Source organism: Streptomonospora nanhaiensis, assembly GCF_013410565.1.
Classification (GTDB): Bacteria; Actinomycetota; Actinomycetes; order Streptosporangiales; family Streptosporangiaceae; genus Streptomonospora; species Streptomonospora nanhaiensis.
In genome coordinates this window covers 5,716,704-5,733,506 of the sequence record NZ_JACCFO010000001.1, presented here as the reverse complement: position 1 = coordinate 5,733,506, position 16,803 = coordinate 5,716,704, and the positions used below count along the sequence as shown (strand labels likewise).

Below are 16,803 nucleotides of genomic sequence, written 5' to 3'. Positions count from 1 at the left end.
CACGCGGCCCGAGCGCTCAGCGGCCCCCGCGGGCGCGGACGGCCGCCAGGTCCTCGCCGATGCGGAAGACGACGATGACCATCTCCAGCACGACCCGGGTGACCAGCACCGCGACGGCGCCGCCGACGAGCGAGCCGAGCAGGGTGAGCAGGCCGTCGAAGGGCGCCATGGCCATCAGCCCGAAGGAGCCGACCACCCCGCTGAGCGTGGAGATGCCGATGAGCACCAGCGCCAGGACGAACAGCACGCGGGTGACCTGGGTGGCCACCAGGGTGCGGAACCGGAGGTCGAACAGGCCGCCGAGGAAGCCGGCGCCCTCCGCCTGCGCGCCGGGGGCGGGCGGCGGGACGGGTGCGGGGCCGCCGGGCGGTGGCGGCGGGCCGTAGCCGCCGGCGTGGGCGTGGTGGGGCGGCGCCTGGTCGTAGGCGGGGCCCGCGTAGGACTGCTGCGGCTGCTGCCCCTGCTGCCCCTGCTGCGCCTGCTGCGGCGGGTGGGGCTGCTGGGACCAGCCGTGCTGGGGGCCGGAGGGGCCGGAGGAACCGGAGGGGTCGGAGGCGCCGGGGTCGTACGGCGGGCGTCCGGGCTCGTAGGGGCTTTCGCCGGGGGGATTCATGGCGGCCTTCCTGATCGGTGTCGAAAGGTGTGGCGCGTCGGCGAGTGGCACCCTACCGGGTGGCGGCCGGCCCCACGGGGCGGCCGCGGGGGCGCCCCCCGAAACGCCGCACGCCCCGCTGCTGCGTGCGCGAGGCGTGCGGCGAAGGTGGGCGAAGCCGGCTCAGCCGATCTTCTCCATGATGTCGTCGGGGATGTCGGCGTTGGTGAAGACGTTCTGGACGTCGTCGGAGTCCTCAAGGGCGTCGACCACCCGCAGGACCTTCCGGGCGTCCTCCTCGCTCACCGGGACCTCGACGCTGGGCAGGAACGAACTCTCGGCCGACTCGTAGTCGATGCCGGCCTCCTGCAGCGCGGTGCGCACGGCCAGCAGGTCGCCGGCCTCGCAGACGACCTCGAACGCCTCTCCGAGGTCGTTGACGTCCTCGGCCCCGGCGTCCAGGACCGCCAGGGTGATGTCGTCCTCGGTGGTGCCCTCCTTGGGCACGATCACGACACCCTTGCGGTTGAACAGGTAGGACACCGACCCGGCGTCGGCCATGGAGCCGCCGTTGCGGGTGACCGCAACGCGGACCTCCGAGGCGGCGCGGTTGCGGTTGTCGGTGAGGCACTCGACCAGCAGCGCCACCCCGCCGGGGGCGTAGCCCTCGTACATGATGGTCTGCCAGTCGGCGCCGCCGCCCTCCTCACCGGAGCCGCGCTTGCGGGCGCGCTCGATGTTGTCCAGCGGAACGGAGTTCTTCCGGGCCTTCTGGATGGCGTCGTACAGGGTGGGGTTGCCGTCGGGGTCACCGCCACCGGTACGCGCGGCCACCTCGACGTTCTTGATCAGCTTGGCGAACAGCTTGCCGCGCTTGGCGTCGATGACGGCCTTCTTGTGCTTGGTGGTGGCCCACTTGGAGTGGCCGCTCATGCCTGTCCTTTCACCATGTCGACAAAGAGCCGGTGGATCCGCGGGTCACCGGTGAGTTCGGGATGGAAAGAGGTTGCCAGCAGGCCGCCCTGCCGTACCGCGACGATCCTACCGGCCCGCCCGCCGTAGGCCACCTGGCCGAGCACGCGCACGTCGGCGCCCACGGCCTCGACCCAGGGGGCGCGGATGAAGACGGCGTCGAAGGGGCCGCCCTCCAGCCCGTCGATGTCGACGGGGCCCTCGAAGGACTCGGTCTGGCGGCCGAAGGCGTTGCGCCGCACGGTGATGTCCAGGCCGCCGACGGTCTGCTGGCCCTCGGCGCCGTCGAGGATGCGGTCGGCCAGCATGATCATGCCGGCGCAGGTGCCGTAGGCGGGCATGCCCTCGCCGATGTGCTTGCGCAGCGGCTCCATCAGCTCGTAGCGCACGGCCAGCTTGGACATCGTGGTGGACTCCCCGCCGGGCAGGACGAGGCCGTGCACCCGGTCGAGGTCCTCGGGCCGCAGCACGGGCGCGGCGTCGACGCCCAGGGTGCCGAGGACGCGCAGGTGCTCCGCGGTGTCGCCCTGCAGGGCGAGCACGCCGATGGTGGGTGTGGCGGACAACGGCTACCTCGCTTGCGTGCGTGGGGGCGGGAGGGCGGGAGGGACGGCGGGCCCTGCGGCGCGGCAGGCCGGGCGCGGGGGTGGCCCCGCGCCCGGTCTGCCGCGGCGGGCGGGCGGCGGCTACCAGCCGCGCCCGGCGTAGCGCTGGGAGTCGTCCAGCTCGTCCAGGTTGATGCCGACCATGGCCTCGCCCAGGCCGCGGGAGACCTTGGCGATGACCTCGGGGTCGTCGTAGTGCAGGGTGGCCTGCACGATGGCGTCGGCGCGCTTGGCGGGGTCGCCGGACTTGAAGATGCCCGAGCCCACGAACACGCTCTCGGCGCCGAGCTGGCGCATCAGCGCGGCGTCGGCCGGGGTGGCCACGCCGCCGGCGGAGAACAGCGGCACCGGCAGCTTGCCGAGCTTGGCGACCTCCTTGACGATCTCGAAGGGCGCCTGGAACTCCTTGGCGGCGGCGTAGAGCTCGGGCTCGTCGAGGGTGCCCAGGCGGGCGATCTCGCGGCGGATGGCCCGCATGTGACGGGTGGCCTCGACGACGTTGCCGGTGCCGGCCTCGCCCTTGGAGCGGATCATGGCGGCGCCCTCGGCGATGCGCCGCAGCGCCTCGCCGATGCTGGTGGCGCCGCAGACGAACGGCACGGTGAACGCCCACTTGTCGATGTGGTGGGCCTCGTCGGCGGGCGTGAGGACCTCGGACTCGTCGATGAAGTCGACGCCGAGGGACTGCAGGACCTGGGCCTCGACGAAGTGGCCGATGCGGACCTTGGCCATGACCGGGATCGAGACGGCGTCGATGATGCCGTCGATCATGTCGGGGTCGGACATGCGCGCCACGCCGCCGTCGCGGCGGATGTCGGCGGGCACGCGCTCCAGGGCCATGACCGCGACAGCACCGGCGTCCTCGGCGATCTTGGCCTGCTCGGGCGTGACGACGTCCATGATGACGCCGTTCTTGAGCTGTTCGGCCATGCCTCGCTTGACCCGGGTGGTGCCGACGGCGGCGCCGGTGGCCGAGGTGTCAACGGTGTTGGTCACGGTGGCGGACTCCAAAGGGTTAGGGGCGCGACGCGGGGCGGCGGCCCCTGCGGCGCGCGGGGTGATCGTCGCGGCACGTCAGCCGCGCGCGGCGGGGGGCGCGCTCCGCCTCCAATGGTAGATCACCCGTTCGTACTGCTTTATGGACATAACGGCAAGGCGCCGGTCGCTGTTCCGCGACCGGCGCTCCTGGCGGCCCGGTCGGGGCCGCGCGGGTCACGGCGGCGCCGTGACCGGCGGCTCGTCGTCCATCTCGAAGAACTCCGGCATCGGGGCGCGTCCGGCCAGCCGCAGCAGCCGCACCAGGCGTCCGGAGCGGGCCTCGCGGATCCCGGCCACCGCGTCGTTGTAGAACCGCCGCGCCAGCATCACCCGCTTGGCGGCCGACTCCACCTCGGCCACCAGGTCGTCTCCCCCGGCCTCCGCGGCCTCCGCGGCCTCATGCGCGCCCAGGGCCTCGGCGAGGCCGGGTTCGGCCATCACCGCGCGCAGCGCCCGCGACAGGGTGCTCTCGGCCAGTTCCCGCTCGGCCCGCTCGGCGCCGTGGGCGCGGCGGGCGCGGGCGGCGGCGTCGCCCAGCAGCACCGCCGAGGCGGGTTCCAGCGCGGGCGCGGCGGCGAGCTCCAGCACCACCGCGCTGCGCCGCACCAGAGCGGCGTCCAGGGCGGCGTAGGCGGTCTCGACCCGGGTGTGCAGCCGGTCCAGCCGGCCGGCCCGCCACGACACGTAGGCCGACAGCAGCACCACGGCGGTCAGGACGAGGGCGGCGGTGGTGATCCAGGGGGGCATCCAGGCGGGCACGGGGGTTACACGCTCTCCTTGCGTCCGGCGGTGACGGGGCCGGCGGCGGAGGCCGGCAGCAGAACGGTCTCATAGACCCGCACCACGTCGGCGGCCACGGTGCGCCAGTCGTAGGCGCGCACGGCCGCGCGCGCCGCCGCGGACAGCTCGCGGCGGCGGGCGGGGTCGTCCAGCAGTTCGGCGGCGCCGCGCGCCAGGTCGCGGGCGTCGCCGGTGGCGAACAGCCGGCCGGCCGCGCCGCCGCGCAGCACCTGCTGGAAGGCGGGCAGGTCGCTGGCCAGCACGGGGGCGCCCGCCGACATCGCCTCGGTCAGCACGATCCCGAAGCTCTCGCCGCCGGTGTTGGGCGCGCAGAACACGTCCACCGAGTGGTAGGCGCGCACCTTGTCGGTGTCGTCCACCCGGCCCAGGGTGACCACGCGGTCGCGCAGGCCGGGTGCCACGCGGGCGCGCACCTCGTCGGTGTCGCCGGGTCCGGCGACCAGCAGCCGCAGGCCGGGGCGCTCGCGGCCGAGCAGGTCGAACGCCTCCAGCAGCACGGCCAGGCCCTTGCGGGGCTCGTCCAGGCGGCCCAGGAAACCGATGGCGCCGCCCTCGCCGGGCCAGCCGTCGAAGGGCCGGGCCCGGGCGTAGCGGTCAACGGCGACCCCGTTGGGGATCAGCACGGCGTCGCCGCCCAGGTGCTCCACCAGGGTCTTGCGCGCGGCCTCGGAGACCGCGATCCGGCCGCTGATGCGCTCCAGGGCGGTGCGCAGCGCGGCGGCCGAGACCGCCATGGCGCGCGAGCGCGGGTTGGAGGTGTGGAAGGTGGCCACGATGGGCCCCTCGGCCACCCAGCACGCCAGCAGCGACAGGCTGGGGGCGGTGGGCTCGTGGACGTGCAGCAGGTCGAAGGCGCCCTCGCGGATCCAGCGGCGCACCCGGCCGGCGGCGCGGAACCCGAACGCCAGCCGCGCCACCGACCCGTTGTAGGGCACCGGCACCGCTCCCCCGGCCGAGACCACGTAGGGGGGCAGGCCGGCGGCGGAGTCGCTGGGCGCCAGGACCGACACCTCGTGGCCCAGGTCCAGCAGCGCCTCGGCGAGGTCGCCGACGTGCTGCTGCACGCCGCCGGGGACCTCCCAGGTGTAGGGGCAGACCAGGCCCACCCTCATGGGCTCACCACTTCCGGGTCGCGCCGCCGCCGCGCTCCCGCGCGCGCGGCGGCGGTGCGGCGGCGGGCGGCTCGGTGGACGTCTGGGCAGACGTCTCAACGCTACCCACGCGGGGGCGCTCCTCACCGGCCCCCGGCGGGGTGTCGGCGCTGAACACCGGCTGGAGCATGTGCCAGTCCTCGGGGTGGGCGGCGATGGCGGCCTCGAAGGCGCGGGCCAGTTTCTGGGTCATCAGGCGCACCCGCTCGGCGCGGGTGGGCGCCTCGGGCACCGGGATCTCGGGGTGGACCTCCACGCGCAGGAGGTCGCCGTCGTACCACGGCGCCACGGGCAGCAGCGCGGCGCCGGTGCGCTCGGCCAGCACGGCGGGGCCGGCGGGCAGCCGCGCGGGTTCGCCGAAGAACTCCACCTCCAGCCCGGTGGCCGTGAGGTCGCGGTCGGCCAGCAGGCACACCAGGCGGCCGGCGCGCAGGCGCCGCGCCAGCACGCCGGCGATGTGGTTGCCCGCGCCGGTCAGCGGCAGCACCTCCATGCCCAGGCCCTCGCGGAAGGCGACGAAGCGGGCGAAGAGCGCCTCGGGCCGCAGCCGCTCGGCGACGGTGGTCGGGGGGATCTGCTGCCGGGCGACCCACGCCCCGGCCAGGTCCCAGTTGCCCATGTGCGGCAGCGCCGCGACCACGCCGCGTCCGGCGGCCAGGGCCTCCTGGACCCGCTCCAGGCCGGTGCACTCCACCCGGGCGGCGATCTCGGCGGGCGGCAGGGCCGGCAGCCGGAACACCTCGTAGAAGTAGCGCAGGTAGGACCGCATGCCGGCGCGCGAGAGCGCCCGGATGTGCTCGGGCGCGGCGCCGGGCCCGGCCACCCGGCGCAGGTTGGCCTCCAGCCGGCGCACCCCCGCGCCGCGCCGCCGCCACAGGTGGTCGGCGACGGCCTGGGCCGCGCGCCGCCCGGCGCGCTCGGGCGCGTACCGGACCACCCGCCAGCCCAGCAGGTAGACGGCGGCGGAGGCGCGCTCGGCGAGGCCCATCACGCCGTTTCGGGGTCGCCGGCGGGCCGCCGGGGCCGGGTGAGGCGGTTGCGGGTCTCGATGAGCCGCTGGACGACGGTGATCGCGCTGAGCAGGGCCAGCACGCCCAGGCCCGCCTCCAGCACGTAGGGCACGCCCAGGCCGCCCAGGCCCACGGCGACCAGGATGATCACCAGGCGCTCGGAGCGCTCGGCGATCCCGACGTCGCAGTTGGCGCCCAGCCCTTCGGCGCGCGCCTTGATGTAGGACACCCCGAACCCGCTGACCAGGCAGAACAGCGCGAGGTAGCCGAGCACGGGGTCGCGCCCGCCACCGAGGAACCACACCACCAGGCCGCTGAGGATCGCGGCGTCGGAGAGCCGGTCCAGGGTGGAGTCCAGGAACGCGCCCCACTTGCTGGCGCTGTCGGAGGCGCGGGCGACCGCGCCGTCGAGCATGTCGAAGAGGACGAAGGCGGTGATCACGGCCGATCCCGTGAACAGCTCGCCCTGGGGGTAGAACACGAGCGCGCTGGCGACGGTGCCCAGGGCGCCGAGGAGGGTGACCATGCTCGGCGTGACGCCGAGCCGGGCCAGGAATCGGCCGACGGGCAGCAGCAGCCGCGCGAGCAGGGGACGCAGATATCTCAGCATGATCTCTTCAGGATCGTACGGCCAGGCGGAGGGGGCGGCCACGCGGCGCTCCGGCGCGCGGGCGGCGGCACGGCGTGAGGGTCCTCACGTCGGGGGGCCGAGCGCACAGGCGGGGGTGCCGCCGGGCATGCGGTGGCGGTTGCGGGCGACCCACCGGTAGGCGGCGGCGCCCAGCGCGCGCACCGGAGCGCGGCGCAGCAGCCACCCGGCGGCGGGCCACCAGGGCCGGGGGCTGGCCAGCAGCAGCACGGCCACGGCGTCCACACCGCCCCACACGCGCCGCCCGGCCGCGTCCCGCAGCAGGACCTCGTGCCGGGCGCGTTCGGCGGTGCCGGGCGGCAGCCCCGCGCGCTGCCAGGGCACGATGTCGACGCCGGGGGCGACGCGGTCCCGGGCGAGCCGGGCGCAGTCGGTGCAGAAGCCGCAGTCGCCGTCGAAGACGAGAACGGGTCGGGACATGGGACGGCTCATCTCCTCGCCGGGGCGCCGGCGGCGCGTCAGTGGTCGGGCCAGGCTCCGGCGACCGTGTCGCGGGTCTGCCGCAGCAGTTCGGGCAGGACCTTGGTGCGCCCGATGACGGGCATGAAGTTGTTGTCGCCTCCCCAGCGGGGCACGATGTGCTGGTGCAGGTGGGCCGCGATCCCGGCGCCGGCGGCCGAGCCCAGGTTCATGCCGATGTTGAACCCCTGGGGCTCGTAGGCGCGGCGCAGCGCGGTGACGCCCTCCTGGGTGAGCGCGGCGAACTCGGCGGCCTCGGAGTCATCGAGGCCGGTGTAGTCGCCCACGTGCCGGTAGGGGCAGATGAGCAGGTGCCCGCTGTTGTAGGGGTAGAGGTTGAGCACCGCGAACGCGGTCTTGCCGCGCGCCACCACCAGGCTCTCGGTGTCGGGGAGGTCGGGTGCGCGGCAGAAGGGGCAGCCGTCCTCGGGCGCGGAGCCGCGCGGCTTGTTCTCGCCCTTGATGTAGGCCATGCGGTGGGGGGTCCACAGGCGGTCGAAGCCGTCGGGGTCGCCGGGGCGCGTTTCCCGCTCGGCCTCACTCATGCGCGCTCACCTCACCGCGTCGGCTGGTTGTCGTGCCCGTCATGGCGAGGGCGCCGTCCGCCGCCGGCGGACGGCGCCCGTTCATCCCTCCAGCATAGGAGTCCTGGGGCCGCGGGGGTGCCGCTGGGCGTGCGGGCGGCGGGCCACCCGCACGGCCGGGCTAGTCGCCGCCGCCGCCACCGCCGCCGTCGGAACCGCCGCTGCCGCCGTCGGAGTGGCCCGAGCCGCCCGGGCCGGCGGGCGAGGGGGTCGCGGCCGCGGCGGGGCTGGGGTCGGTGCCGGCGGCCGGGCCGGAGGGGTCGGCGGGGGTGTCGCTCCCGGCGCCGGCGGAGGCCGCGGCCGGGGCGCCGGCGTCGGACGAGGTGTCGGCGTAGCGGCTGTTGAGCTTGACCGGCTGGGCCTTGCGGCGGCGCCGGGCGAAGATGTTGAGCAGCTCCACGAACAGCGAGAAGCCCATGGCGAAGTAGATGTAGCCCCGCGGGACGTGGAAGTGCAGGCCCTCGGCCACCAGGGTGAACCCGATGAGCAGCAGGAACGACAGCGCCAGCATCTTGACCGTGGGGTGGGAGTTGACGAACCGGCTGAGCGGGCCGGCCGACACCAGCATGACGACGACGGCGATCACCACGGCCGCGACCATGACCCAGATGCCGCCGGGCTCGTCGCCGATCATGCCCACGGCGGTGATGACGGAGTCCAGCGAGAAGACCAGGTCCAGTGCCACAATCTGGAGGAGCACAGCGCCGAAGGCGGCGCGGACCTTGGACCCCTTGTGGTCCTCCTCGCCCTCAAGGCTCTCGTGGATCTCGTAGGTGGCCTTGCCGATGAGGAACAGGCCGCCCGCCAGCAGGATGATCGACTGCCCGGTGAACTCGATCCCGGCGACGGTGAACAGCGGCACGGTCAGCCGCATGATCAGGGTGATCGAGGCGAGCAGGACGAGCCGCCCGACCAGCGCCAGCGCGATGCCGATCTGGCGGGCGCGGGCGCGCTGGTGCTCGGGGAGCTTGCCCGCCAGGATCGAGATGAAGACGAGGTTGTCGATTCCGAGGACGATCTCCAACGCTGTCAGCGTGAAGAATCCGACGATCAGGTCTGTGCTCATGGCGGGGCGTCAGCTCCGGGGGCAGGTGTCGGTCGGGGGTCTACCACTGGCGTAGGGAGTCTAGATCATCCGTATACGCGGCTAGGTAACATCGCGCGGCGCCCACCTGGCCGGATCAGGACGCCCCGGTATCACCCGCCGGGCCCGCCCCGTCGGGGCTCCTCGCATGATCGCCGGGCGAGGAAGAGGAAGTCGTGTTCGTTCCGGGCCGTCCTCGGGGCGGCGGTCGAGTCCGTGGCGGACACCGCGTCGGCGATGGACCGCCGGGGTCCGGTCACACTTCCGGCGGCCCGTGCGTCATGCCTCCGTCGAATCGGTAACACGATGAACGGAGAAGCACCGGCGATGAGCGACATCGATGTCCACGGGACGGTCACCGGCGGTTTCGAGGCGGTGCGGGAGGAGTTCGCCGCCGCGGTGGCCGGGGAGAGGGGTCCGGGCCGGGCCGGCGCGCAGTTGGCCGTCTACGTCCACGGCCGCCAGGTGGTCGACCTGTGGGCCGGAGACGAGGTGACGGGCGGCACGCTGACCGGCGTCTACTCGGCGACCAAGGGCGCCGCGACCCTGGTGGTGGCACTGCTGGTGCAGGACGGCGCCCTGGAGCTGGACCGGCCCGTCGCGCACTACTGGCCGGAGTTCGCCGCCAAGGGCAAGGACCGGATCACCGTGCGGGACGTCCTCACCCACCGGTCCGGTGTGATCGGCGTCGACGGCGGCCTCACCGCCGACGAGCTGGCCGACGACCGGGTGATCGCGCGGCGGCTGGCCGGGCAGCGGCCGTACTGGCGTCCGGGCTCGGCCTACGGCTACGGCGGGTTCGTGACGTTCGCGGTCGTCAACGAGGTGGTCCGCCGGGCGACCGGCCGCCCGCTGCGGGAGCACTTCGAGGAGCGGGTCCGCGCACCCCACGGGCTGGACCTGTACCTGGGGCTGCCGGAGGCGCTGGAGGACCGGTTCCGGGAGGTGCTGCCGGGGCTGGCGTCCCCCGAGGAGCTGGCCGCGTTCTGGGCGAACGTTCCGGGACCGCACAGCATCACCGGCATCGGCTACGGCCTCAACTCCACCCCGCCGCTGGACCAGGTGGCCTTCCTCAACACCCGGCGGGTGCGCGCGCTCGGCCAGTCCTCCGCCGGCGGCGTCGGAAGCGCCCGCGGGCTGGCCCGGATGTACGCGGCCGCGGTCTGGGGCGTGGACGGCGCGGCGCCGCTGCTCACCCCCGACACCCTCGGCGAGTTCGCCATGCTCCACTCCACCGGCGGCGACCTGGTCACCGGCGAGGCCGGCCAGTACGCCCTGGGGTTCCAGGCCAAGGGGCTGCGCTACCCCTTCCTGAGCGCGAACTCCTTCGGCCACAACGGGTCCGCCGGTGCGGAGTCGTTCGCCGACCCGCGCGCCGGCATCGCCTTCGGCTACACCCGCCGCCGCTTCTCCTTCGACTGGTCTTACCCCGAACACGACCGGCTGGCCGCCGCGGTCCACCGCGCCGCCACCGGTGCCTGATGAGGAGGCTCGACATGACTTCGCACCTGGAGACCCCGTCCCGCACCCGGTCCGGTGGCCTGGCGCTGTGGGTGATGGCCGCGGCGCAACTGCTGATCGTGATGGACGGCACCATCGTGACCGTGGGCCTGCCCGCCATCGGCGCGGGACTGCGCATGGCAGAGTCCGATCTGGACTGGGTCCTGACCTCCTACGCGCTGGCGTTCGGGGGGCTGCTGCTGGCCGGCGGCCGGGCCGGTGACGTGTTCGGCCGCCGCAGGCTGTTCCGGATCGGGCTGGTGGTGTTCCTGCTCGCCTCCCTGCTGGGCGGCGTGGCGCAGACCGGGGCCACGCTCATCGCCGCCCGGGTGGTGCAGGGCGTGGGCGGCGCGATCATCGCCCCGGCCGCGCTGTCCCTGCTCGCCGACACCTTCCCCGCCGGGCCGGCGCGCGACAAGGCGCTCGGGGTGTACGGCGCGATGGGCGGGCTCGGCGCCGTGGTCGGGCTGCTGCTCGGCGGCGCGCTCACCGAGTACCTCGGCTGGCGGTGGATCATGTTCGTCAACATCCCCTTCGCCCTGCTGCTGCTCGCCGGCACCCTCGCCGTGGTACCCGGCACCCGGCGGCGCGGCGGGATCGACCTGCCCGGCGCGATCACCGCGACCCTCGCGCTGGGCTCGCTGGTCTACGCCGTCAACCGGGCCGGCTCCCACGGCCTGGGCGACGGGTTCCCCCTCGCCTTCGGCGCGGCCGGCCTCGTGCTGGCCGCCGTGTTCGTCGTCATCCAGCGCGGCGCCCGCACCCCGCTGGTCCCGGCCGGTGTGCTCGCCGACCGCACCCGGTTCGGCGCCAACCTGGTCATGCTGCTCATGGGCGCGGGCCAACTGGCGACGTTCTACTTCCTCACCCTCTACATGCAGGCGGTCAAGGACTACCCGCCCATGGTCACCGGGCTGGCCTACCTGCCGTTCGCGATCGGCATCGGCATCGGCTCCGGCGTGGTCGGCCCCCGCCTGCTCGCCCGCACCTCCATCCGGACCACGCTGACGGCCGGCCTGGTGGTGGCCGCCGCGGCGATGGGCTGGTTCGGCGTGCTGACCCCCGACCAGAACGCCCTGACCGCCTTGCTGCCGGCCCAACTGGTCGGGGGCATCGGCCTGGGGATCGGCTTCGTCGCCGCGACGATCGGCGGCGTGCGGGGCGTGGCCGCGGCGGACTCCGGCATCGCCTCCGGGCTCGTCAACACCAGCCAGCAGATCGGCGGCGCGCTGGGGCTGGCGGTCCTGGCCGGTGTCGCCGCCGCCACCACCGCCGGCCAGCCGGTGGGGGCGCCCCTGCGGGACGCGCTGACCGCCGGCTACACCACCGGGCTGCTCGGCGCGGGCGCGTTCTACCTGGCCGCCGTCTGCGCCGCCGTGCTCCTCATCCGGCCGCGGGCGGGCCGGGGCGGGGCCGAGCCGTCGCCCGCCCGCGGCGGGGCGTCCAGCACCGTCGCGTGACCGGGGCGCGGGCGGCGCGCCGGCCGCTGCCGCGCCCGCCGAAAACTCGTCGCGGCCACCGGTCACATTCCCCGCCCGCGACCCGTCAAGAAGACGACAGTCAAGACCGGAAGGGAAAACCCACCATGACCACCACCCCCGCCTCCGCCGCCCCGGAGACCGAGCGCACCGCCCACCAGTCGCGTCTGCGCAACCCCGCCAAGCTCGTCCCCGAGCTGGGCAAGGTCGCCGGGGCCCTGTTCCAGGCCACCGGAAACGGCTCGATCCCCAAGACCACGATCGGCCTGGTCCAGTTGCGCGCCGGGCAGCTCGCGGACAGCACCTACCTGACCGTCCTGCACACCGGCAACCTCCGCGCGGCCGGCGAGACGGAGGAGCGCATCTCCGCCGTGGCGTCCTGGCGGGACGCGCCCCACTTCACCGGGGCCGAGCGGGTCGCGCTCGAGCTCGTGGAGGCCGTCCTGACCCCCAACCCCCACGGCGAGCGGGTCCCCGACGAGCTGTACGCCCGGGCGGCCGCGCACTACGACGAGACGGCGCTGGCCACCCTCATCATGGCGATCGGCCAGGTGTGCTTCTTCCTCCCCCTCGCCCTCATCGGCAAGCCGCTGCCCGGGGTGTCGCCCGCGGAGCAGTGGCGGGACTAGCACCGGCGGGCTCAGGGGTGCGGAACGGCGACCGTTGCGCACCCCTTTTTCCGTTCGGCGGCGGACCCGACTCCGGCGGCCGGCGCGGCCCCCGCTCCCCTCAGCCCAGGCCGAGCAGGGTGCGCAGGTGGCGCGGTGAGGGCGAGCCGTGGGCGAGGACGGTGTCGTGGATCTCGCGGCGCGAGGCCTGGGGCCGGGCCGCGCGCAGGTCGCGCACGATCGCCGACACCTCCTGGTAGCCGACGTAGTAGGTGGCCAGCTGGGCGCTGGTGAGCTGGGCGCGGCGCCACTTGCCCGCGGCCTCGCCCTCCTCCTGGTGGCCGCGCTCGGTCAGCAGCGCCATCGCCTCGGCCTCGGTCATGCCGTGGGCGTGCACGCGCACGTCGAGGATGGCGTTGATGATCATGCGCAGCCGGGTCTTGAGCTGCATCAGCCGCAGCCGCCGGTTCTCGGCCTCGTCCTCGGACCACCCCAGTTCGGCCATGGCCTCCTCGGCGTAGACGGCCCACCCCTCCACGAAGGTGCCGCTGAGCAGCGCGCGGCGCAGCCGGGTGCCCCCGGTGTAGGCGGCGGCGTGCGCCAACTGGAGCGCGTGTCCGGGCACGCCCTCGTGCACCATCAGCTCGCGCAGCATGTCGGCGTTGTACTCGCGGTAGAACGACGCGCGGCGCTCGGCGGGCCAGTCGCCGGGCGGCGGGGCGACCGCGATGAGGGTGGGGCGCTCGGGGGTGGGCGACAGCGGGCCGGGCGGGTCGCAGTAGGCCACGGCCATGCCGCGCCGCGACTCGGGCATGGGGATCACCCGGACCGGGTGGTCGGGGACCGTGGCGAAGTCGAGTTCGCGGGTGCGGGCGTAGAGGTGCTCCAGGATGCGCTCGCAGCCGGGGCGGATGGTGTGCTCGTCGGTGGCGCTCTCGGCCGCGATGCGGTCCAGGACCTCGCGGACCTGGCCGGGCCGCGCGGGCGCGCCGGCGAACGCGGCGGCGGCCTCGGCCATGGCCTCCTCGGTGGCCAGCAGGTCGCTCTCGGCGCGGGTGAGCAGGGCGTCCTGGCTCAGCTCGGAGTCGAGGGTGTACCAGAGGCGGGCGGCGTGGTCGCGGGCGCCCAGCCGGGGGTCGGCGGAGGCGGTGTCGGCGCGGGCGGCCAGCCAGGCGGCGTGGTCGCCCAGGGCCTCGGCGGCGGCCGCGCGGGCGGCGTCGACGTCGCCGCGCAGCGCGGGCGCCTGCTCGACCAGGGCGTCGACGGGGGCGCCGAGCAGGCCGACGATTCCCCGTGCCTGGGCGGCGGCGGTCTGCACGTGGACCTTGGGCATGCCGGGGCCCTCGGCCAGGCGGGCGCGGGCGGTGGCCAGGAAGTCGGGCACGGCGCGGCACCGGGCGGCCAGCGCGGTCAGCCGCTCCTCGGCGGGCAGGTCCTCGCCGGCGACGAGGCTGTAAAGGGCGTCGCCGGGGAGCTGGTCGAGGGGGTCCCAGGTCTGCGGCCGCAGCTCGGTGAGCTGCCACAGGTCCGCCGACAGCCGGTTGCGCAGCATCTCCAGGTCGACCCGGTCGGCGGCCGGCAGCAGCAGGTCGTCGATCTGGTCCAGCGCGCCCAGCGCGTCGGTGATCACGCCGGCGCGGCGGGCCTCGCCCTCGGCGGAGTGGTCGCTGAGGCGGTCGGCGTAGCGGTGGTCCCCGAGGTCGTCGGCCCATTCCGGCGACTCGGCGAGCAGCGCGTCGAGGATGCGCTCGCCGACCTCGTGGAAGCGGTCGGTCATGGCGTTGGCGCCGGGGTCGGGCTGGTCGTGGGAAGGCTGTGGAGTCATCGGTTGCCATCTTGCCCCGTCGCGGTGCCCCGTGCACCCCGTACGGCGCCGCCGGGCGCACCGACCGCGTGGTATCCATGGCGCCAGGTGACGCGAGCCAGAAGGAGGCTGCCGTGCGGGCGGTGCGTGTGGTGGACCTGAGCCGGACGATCGGGCCGGAGACCCAGCCCTACCCGGGGGACGACCCCCCGGTGCTGGAGGAGGCGGCCACCCTGGCCGAGCACGGCTACACCTCCACCCGGGTGCACATGGGCTCGCACAGCGGGACCCACGCCGACGCGCCCTTCCACTTCCTGGCCGACGGCGCGCGGCTGGAGGAGCTGCCGCTGGAGCTGTTCGTCTGCCCGGCGGTGGTGGTCGACGCGACCGGCCGGCCCGACCGCTCCCCCATCACCTCCGCCGACCTGGAGCCGTGGGTGCCGCGCCTGGCTCCGGGCACGGCGGTGCTGGTGCGCACCGGGTGGGCGGCCCACTACGGCACCGACCGGTACTTCGACCACCCCTACCTCGACGGCTCGGCGGCCCGGCTGCTCACGGCGGCGGGCGTGCGCACGGTGGGCGTGGACACGCCCAGCCCCGACCCCACCCGGCGCGCGGGCGACCCCGAACCGGACTGGGCGGCGCACCTGGCGGTGCTGGGGGCGGGCGGCACGATCGTGGAGAACCTCTGCCGCCTGGAGGACGTGGACTTCCCCGACCCGCTGTTCTGCGCGCTGCCGATCCGGCTGGCCGGCGGCGACGGCGCACCGGTGCGCGCGGTGGCCGTGCGCACCGGCTGAGGGCCGGGCGCGCGTCGCGAGGTGCCCGAAGCGCCCGCCGGCGGCGCGCCGCCGCGGTGCGGGCCGGGATCCGGGGCCGGTCCGGTGCGGACCGGTCCCGGATCAGCGCCAGGAGCCCTGGCCGCCGGTGGAGGTGGGCTGCTGGCCGGCGCCGCCGGCGTCGCCCACGTTGATGGCGTGCTCGACCAGGGTGATCAGCGTGGCCTTGGTCGAGGTGCGGTCGCGGGCGTCGACCTGCACGATGGGGATGTCCGCGCTGAGGGTGAGGGCGTCGCGGACCTCCTCGGCGGCGTGCGGGTAGTAGCCGTCGAACCCGTTGATCGCCACGATGAACGGCAGCCGCGCCTCTTCGAAGTAGTCGATGGCGGGGAAGCAGTCGGCGAGGCGGCGGGTGTCGACCAGGACCACGGCGCCGATCGCGCCCTTGACCAGGTCGTCCCACATGAACCAGAAGCGGTGCTGGCCCGGGGTGCCGAACAGGTAGAGGATGAGGTCGGAGTCCAGCGAGACGCGGCCGAAGTCCATGGCCACGGTGGTGGTCTGCTTGTCCGGCGTCTTGGCGAGGTCGTCGACGCCGACACTGGCGCTGGTCATGACCGCCTCGGTGGTCAGCGGCACGATCTCGGAGACGGAGCCGACGAATGTCGTCTTGCCGACACCGAAGCCTCCGGCGACGACGATCTTGACCGACGTCATCGCACTCGCCGCAGCAGCGCCCTCGTCGGCCGCGCTAGAGCTTGCGAAGTCCACTGAGCACCCTTTCAAGAAGGTTGGCGTTGGGCCGGCTGTCGGTGTTGATCGTCGACCTGATCTGCAGCAGTCCCTGTTCGGACATGTCCGCGACCAGCACCCTGGCGACTCCCAGCGGGATCCGCAGCAGGGCTGAGATCTCGGCGACGGAGCGCCATTCGCGGCACAGGTCGCTGATGGCCTGGCACTCGGGGGTGAGGGTCCCCGACTCGGCGCGCGCGGTGGCCGTGGAGGAGATCAGGGTCTCCAGCGGCAACTGCGACTTCGGCTTGGTGCGGCCCTTGGTGACAGCGTAGGGGCGGACGAGCGAGCTGGGTGCTCCGGCCGCCGCCTGGTCGGCGTGTTGATGGGGGGATCGTGGAAGGTCCGCGCCGCCCGGCCCCGCCGCAAGCGGTCTGGAGGCGCCGGTGGGGTGCTGCCCGAACCACGACCCGGCATCTCGGCTGTGAGGTGCCACCACTTCCTCCTGTCGGTGGTGGGTCAGTGGATTCCCGAGGTGCGCGCCGCCGGGGTCAGCGCACGACCGGCCCGTTCGACGAGCAGGGTCATCTCGTATGCGACAAGGCCGAGGTCGCACTCGGCCGCCGCCAGTACGGCAAGGCAGGAACCGTCGCTGATCGACATGATCAGCAGGAGTCCGCGCTCCATCTCGACCACGGTCTGGGCGACAGCGCCGCCCTCGAAGACGCGCGCGGCGCCCTGGGTGAGGCTGGAGAGGCCCGAGGCGATGGCCGCGAGCTGGTCGGCCCGGTCGGCGGGGAAGCCGGTAGAGGAGGCGAGTGGCAGACCGTCCGACGAAACCACGATCGCGTGTGCGACGTCCGGCACTCGATTCGCGAAGTCAGTGATCAGCCAGTTCAGCTCATTCACCGGTTGATTCATCTGCTCTCCTGTCCATACCGGCCGGGGGAGTGACCG

19 protein-coding genes are annotated in these 16,803 nt (G+C 74.5%); 4 read left to right on the top strand and 15 right to left on the bottom strand.

Features of this window, described 5'->3' with window-relative positions; genetic code table 11:
* Positions 1–16: 16 nt before the first annotated feature.
* From HNR12_RS29280 to HNR12_RS25225, 11 genes are all read right to left on the bottom strand, one after another.
* On the bottom strand, positions 17–613 hold the full coding sequence (locus HNR12_RS29280; protein WP_179769888.1) for a DUF4282 domain-containing protein: 597 nt from the start codon (positions 611–613) through the stop codon (positions 17–19).
* Positions 614–775: 162 nt separating this feature from the next.
* Positions 776–1,525: a YebC/PmpR family DNA-binding transcriptional regulator gene (locus HNR12_RS25270; RefSeq protein ID WP_179769887.1), complete on the bottom strand. Its 750-nt coding sequence runs from the start codon at positions 1,523–1,525 to the stop codon at positions 776–778.
* Complete coding sequence (gene pdxT, locus HNR12_RS25265) at positions 1,522–2,130, bottom strand: pyridoxal 5'-phosphate synthase glutaminase subunit PdxT (protein WP_179769886.1); 609 nt, start codon at positions 2,128–2,130, stop codon at positions 1,522–1,524. The genes HNR12_RS25270 and pdxT overlap by 4 nt, the downstream gene beginning before the upstream one ends.
* Before the next feature lie 120 nt (positions 2,131–2,250).
* Positions 2,251–3,180 carry a pyridoxal 5'-phosphate synthase lyase subunit PdxS gene (pdxS, locus tag HNR12_RS25260; RefSeq protein ID WP_179769885.1) on the bottom strand — a complete coding sequence of 310 codons (930 nt, stop codon included), beginning with the start codon at positions 3,178–3,180 and terminating at the stop codon, positions 2,251–2,253.
* A gap of 201 nt (positions 3,181–3,381) precedes the next feature.
* Positions 3,382–3,954, bottom strand: a complete 573-nt coding sequence (locus HNR12_RS25255) for a hypothetical protein (protein ID WP_179770906.1) — start codon at positions 3,952–3,954, stop codon at positions 3,382–3,384.
* Positions 3,955–3,971: 17 nt separating this feature from the next.
* Positions 3,972–5,120 (bottom strand): glycosyltransferase family 4 protein, encoded by a 1,149-nt coding sequence (locus HNR12_RS25250; RefSeq protein WP_179769884.1) that lies wholly within the window; start codon positions 5,118–5,120, stop codon positions 3,972–3,974.
* A 4-nt stretch (positions 5,121–5,124) separates the two neighbouring features.
* On the bottom strand, positions 5,125–6,147 hold the full coding sequence (locus tag HNR12_RS25245) for a phosphatidylinositol mannoside acyltransferase (protein WP_179769883.1): 1,023 nt from the start codon (positions 6,145–6,147) through the stop codon (positions 5,125–5,127).
* Complete coding sequence (gene pgsA, locus HNR12_RS25240; RefSeq protein WP_179769882.1) at positions 6,147–6,779, bottom strand: phosphatidylinositol phosphate synthase; 633 nt, start codon at positions 6,777–6,779, stop codon at positions 6,147–6,149. Before pgsA ends, HNR12_RS25245 begins: the two co-directional genes overlap by 1 nt.
* Positions 6,780–6,863: 84 nt before the next feature.
* Positions 6,864–7,238, bottom strand: coding sequence for a thiol-disulfide oxidoreductase DCC family protein (locus tag HNR12_RS25235; protein ID WP_179769881.1), 375 nt, complete (start codon positions 7,236–7,238; stop codon positions 6,864–6,866).
* 38 nt (positions 7,239–7,276) lie between these two features.
* Positions 7,277–7,822, bottom strand: coding sequence for an HIT family protein (locus HNR12_RS25230; protein WP_179769880.1), 546 nt, complete (start codon positions 7,820–7,822; stop codon positions 7,277–7,279).
* A gap of 160 nt (positions 7,823–7,982) precedes the next feature.
* Positions 7,983–8,927, bottom strand: a complete 945-nt coding sequence (locus HNR12_RS25225) for a TerC family protein (protein ID WP_179769879.1) — start codon at positions 8,925–8,927, stop codon at positions 7,983–7,985.
* A gap of 345 nt (positions 8,928–9,272) precedes the next feature.
* Here HNR12_RS25225 and HNR12_RS25220 point away from each other — a divergent pair, with 345 nt between their 5' ends.
* From HNR12_RS25220 to HNR12_RS25210, 3 genes are all read left to right on the top strand, one after another.
* The gene (locus HNR12_RS25220; protein WP_179769878.1) at positions 9,273–10,427 is read left to right on the top strand and encodes a serine hydrolase domain-containing protein; all 1,155 of its coding nucleotides are present in this window, start codon (positions 9,273–9,275) and stop codon (positions 10,425–10,427) included.
* Positions 10,428–10,441: 14 nt separating this feature from the next.
* The gene (locus tag HNR12_RS25215) at positions 10,442–11,905 is read left to right on the top strand and encodes an MFS transporter (protein ID WP_218902047.1); all 1,464 of its coding nucleotides are present in this window, start codon (positions 10,442–10,444) and stop codon (positions 11,903–11,905) included.
* 125 nt (positions 11,906–12,030) lie between these two features.
* On the top strand, positions 12,031–12,552 hold the full coding sequence (locus tag HNR12_RS25210; RefSeq protein ID WP_179769876.1) for a carboxymuconolactone decarboxylase family protein: 522 nt from the start codon (positions 12,031–12,033) through the stop codon (positions 12,550–12,552).
* 100 nt (positions 12,553–12,652) lie between these two features.
* Here the strand turns inward: HNR12_RS25210 and HNR12_RS25205 are convergent, their stop codons facing one another.
* Positions 12,653–14,308, bottom strand: a complete 1,656-nt coding sequence (locus HNR12_RS25205) for a DUF885 domain-containing protein (protein WP_179770905.1) — start codon at positions 14,306–14,308, stop codon at positions 12,653–12,655.
* A 161-nt stretch (positions 14,309–14,469) separates the two neighbouring features.
* Between HNR12_RS25205 and HNR12_RS25200 the strand changes: the two genes are divergently transcribed.
* Positions 14,470–15,135 carry a cyclase family protein gene (locus HNR12_RS25200; protein WP_308118403.1) on the top strand — a complete coding sequence of 222 codons (666 nt, stop codon included), beginning with the start codon at positions 14,470–14,472 and terminating at the stop codon, positions 15,133–15,135.
* Positions 15,136–15,237: 102 nt separating this feature from the next.
* On the opposite strand, the gene HNR12_RS25195 is transcribed toward HNR12_RS25200, so the two are convergent.
* The 3 genes from HNR12_RS25195 to HNR12_RS25185 are packed head-to-tail and all read right to left on the bottom strand — an operon-like array spanning position 15,238 to position 16,767.
* Positions 15,238–15,831 carry a GTP-binding protein gene (locus HNR12_RS25195; RefSeq protein WP_179769874.1) on the bottom strand — a complete coding sequence of 198 codons (594 nt, stop codon included), beginning with the start codon at positions 15,829–15,831 and terminating at the stop codon, positions 15,238–15,240.
* Between the two features lie 34 nt (positions 15,832–15,865).
* Complete coding sequence (locus tag HNR12_RS25190) at positions 15,866–16,345, bottom strand: DUF742 domain-containing protein (protein ID WP_179769873.1); 480 nt, start codon at positions 16,343–16,345, stop codon at positions 15,866–15,868.
* Between the two features lie 20 nt (positions 16,346–16,365).
* Complete coding sequence (locus tag HNR12_RS25185) at positions 16,366–16,767, bottom strand: roadblock/LC7 domain-containing protein (RefSeq protein WP_179769872.1); 402 nt, start codon at positions 16,765–16,767, stop codon at positions 16,366–16,368.
* Between the last annotated feature and the right edge of the window lie 36 nt (positions 16,768–16,803).